This is a genomic window from Okeania sp. SIO2B9 (genome assembly GCF_010672505.1).
Taxonomy (GTDB): domain Bacteria; phylum Cyanobacteriota; class Cyanobacteriia; order Cyanobacteriales; family Microcoleaceae; genus Okeania; species Okeania hirsuta.
This window is the reverse complement of sequence record NZ_JAAHGK010001194.1, coordinates 1-2,360: the sequence shown is the minus strand read 5'-3', so window position 1 is coordinate 2,360 and position 2,360 is coordinate 1. Positions and strand designations below refer to the sequence as shown.

4 protein-coding genes and 1 pseudogene are annotated in these 2,360 nt (G+C 35.5%); 1 reads left to right on the top strand and 4 read right to left on the bottom strand.

What is annotated here, in order from left to right; all coding sequences use genetic code 11:
* Positions 1-68 precede the first annotated feature (68 nt).
* Entirely contained in the window at positions 69-626 is a 558-nt protein-coding gene (locus F6K13_RS28845; RefSeq protein ID WP_124155211.1) for a hypothetical protein, read from the bottom strand.
* On the opposite strand from F6K13_RS28845, the gene F6K13_RS28840 reads away from it, so the two are divergent.
* Positions 620-751, top strand: coding sequence for a hypothetical protein (locus F6K13_RS28840; RefSeq protein WP_275670401.1), 132 nt, complete (start codon positions 620-622; stop codon positions 749-751). The genes F6K13_RS28845 and F6K13_RS28840 overlap by 7 nt on opposite strands.
* 100 nt (positions 752-851) lie before the next feature.
* On the opposite strand, the gene F6K13_RS28835 is transcribed toward F6K13_RS28840, so the two are convergent.
* The 3 genes and pseudogenes from F6K13_RS28835 to F6K13_RS28825 form a co-directional block, all read right to left on the bottom strand.
* Positions 852-1,073, bottom strand: coding sequence for a hypothetical protein (locus F6K13_RS28835; protein ID WP_124145791.1), 222 nt, complete (start codon positions 1,071-1,073; stop codon positions 852-854).
* Entirely contained in the window at positions 1,070-1,537 is a 468-nt protein-coding gene (locus F6K13_RS28830) for a pentapeptide repeat-containing protein (protein ID WP_124155212.1), read from the bottom strand. Before F6K13_RS28830 ends, F6K13_RS28835 begins: the two co-directional genes overlap by 4 nt.
* A gap of 413 nt (positions 1,538-1,950) precedes the next feature.
* Positions 1,951-2,360 (bottom strand): annotated as a pseudogene (locus F6K13_RS28825) (hypothetical protein); the annotation flags it as partial.

The window sequence follows — 2,360 nt, the reverse complement described above, 5'->3', positions numbered from 1 at the left end:
TTGATTAAGATTAATTTTTCCTGTATCTGTAAAGACTTCACCTGTATTAATTTTACCTACTTCAGTGGTCAGATTAATATTGCCACTTCCTTGAGGATCAGTGGAAGTAATATTACCTGTATTTTATTTCTAGCACTAATATCAATGTCACCAGCAGTACCTGTTTCTGCTTGAGTCGTAATATTATTTGTATTAACAGAACTTGCCTGACTATTAACAGAAATATCTCCACTATTATTATTGCCAATAGAACTAATATTACCTGTACTTATATCGTCTATTGCTACAATATTTATATCCCCAGAATTTCCAGCTTCGGCAATTGTTTCAATATTATTTGTATTCACAGAACCTTCTTGACTATTAACAGAAATATCTCCAGTATTATTATTGCTAATAGAACTAATATTACCTGTACTTATATCCCCTTCCGCATTAACATCAATATTACCTGAGTCTTCTGAGTCACCAAGTGATTCAATATTTCCCGTATTTACCTCCCCATTATCGCTACTAACCTCTATGTCCCCAGTATTTTCTCCACCACTAGAATTAATTTCCTCAGTATTGATATCTTCTTCCCGCTTCGACATTAATATCATCTGAGTTGCCAGAGTTGGTGCCAACAGAACCTGAACTTAATCTCCCACCAGTAGTATCAATAGTATCAACTGCATCTAGAGTTATGTCTCCCCCACTACCCAGAAAAGAACCAGAATTTGAATTTATGGCGTTGAACAGTGACGAATGATTTGATATTTTTGATTGAATTGGATTGTGGATTAATCAATTGCTAGAATAATTAATATTAGGTTTTTTTTAGTCAAAATCTAAACCAATTTTTGGCAATATCATTCCATAATGGGCAACCCCGAATTTATACTACTTGTGAAAATATTACCTCCACTTGTGAGAGTAATTTCCCCTGCATCTCGGTCTCTAGAACTAGAGTCAAGGCGATCAATAGTAGTATCAATGTTTCCTCCTGCTTGAATATTAATATTTCCTCCATTTCCACTTTCGTTAGATGAGGCCAGTATTTTTTCAGTAAAAATATTACCCTCTGCTGTCAAGGTGAAATTTCCTCCAAAGGAGATGGAGGAACTAGCTTGTATTTGATTCGCCCTAGTATCAATATTGCCTCCTTTGGAGTTACTGCTCCTTGAAAATTTGCACCCTCTAAATGTGCTCCCTTAAAATTAACACCTGCTAAATTTGCGTTCTCAAAGTCAGCTTTTTCTAAAATTGCTCCCTGTAAATTAGCTCCTCTGAGTATTGCTCCTGTCAAACGACTGTTGCTTAACTCAGCATTTGCTAAATTAGCACCTTCCAAATTTGCATAAGTTAAGTTTGCACCTTGGAAATTTCCATTAACCATCTGAGCTGCCTGAAATTTTGCATCTTGAAGATTAGCGTGTTTTAGATTAGCTCGTGTCAGTTTTGCACCTTGTAAATTTGCCAACATTAAATCAGCATTTTGGAGGCTAGCATCAGTCAAATTAGCCTCTCTAAAATCAGCATCAGGACTTACGCAAATTGACCTTTAAACCACCATCTGTAGGAGCAAATGGCATTTGCGCTCCGCAAAGCTCCGAATGGCGCCCTCGCTATATGCAGAGTCTCTGCGTAAGTCCTGAGCATACTGAAGTTTGGATTAATTATTCGGTAATATTTTTTCTAATAGTTAATCTGAGTTGAAAACATTGAAAACTATGACTCCTGACTCCTGATTCCTGGTATCATGTCCGCTGGTATCGTTTGTGTAAACCCAAGGGTGAATATCTACAAAAAATTTCAGGTTTTTTGGACTTTTAAGTCTTCTATTCTAGATAACTAAAGCCTTCTTCCCTCTTCACTTCTTCCCTCTTCCTTCTTCCTTCTTCCTTACCTTTACAATAACGATGCTACCGAACTTGATATGACTCCTAGCTGCCAGGAAAATATTACAACTTAAATAGGATTTATATATTCTCTATTCCCTTGTTCAATCCCTAAATTTTGACTAGACTGCCAACTTTTATAAGTTTCTGTATCACTAATAATATTAATATTAAATAAATCTATTCCCTCTTGCTCCAATAAAGCCAAAATTGCCAAATTCAATTGGTCATAAGAGCTATAATACTTATCTAAATTGTTAGTATATCCAATTACTCTAATCACGCGAGCATTTCTGTCCAATCCATCAAATCTCACCAGACAAGAATTATCTAAAATGTCAATTGATTTAGGGATTTGTCGAATTTTCTCATTAATATCGGCTATTTTCTGAGCTGAAATTCCGTCAATTTTAATGAATAAATCAATAGCTGCTTTCCGATTTTCAATTGGCTGTTGGCAGAAATTTTTGATGTTGCCAA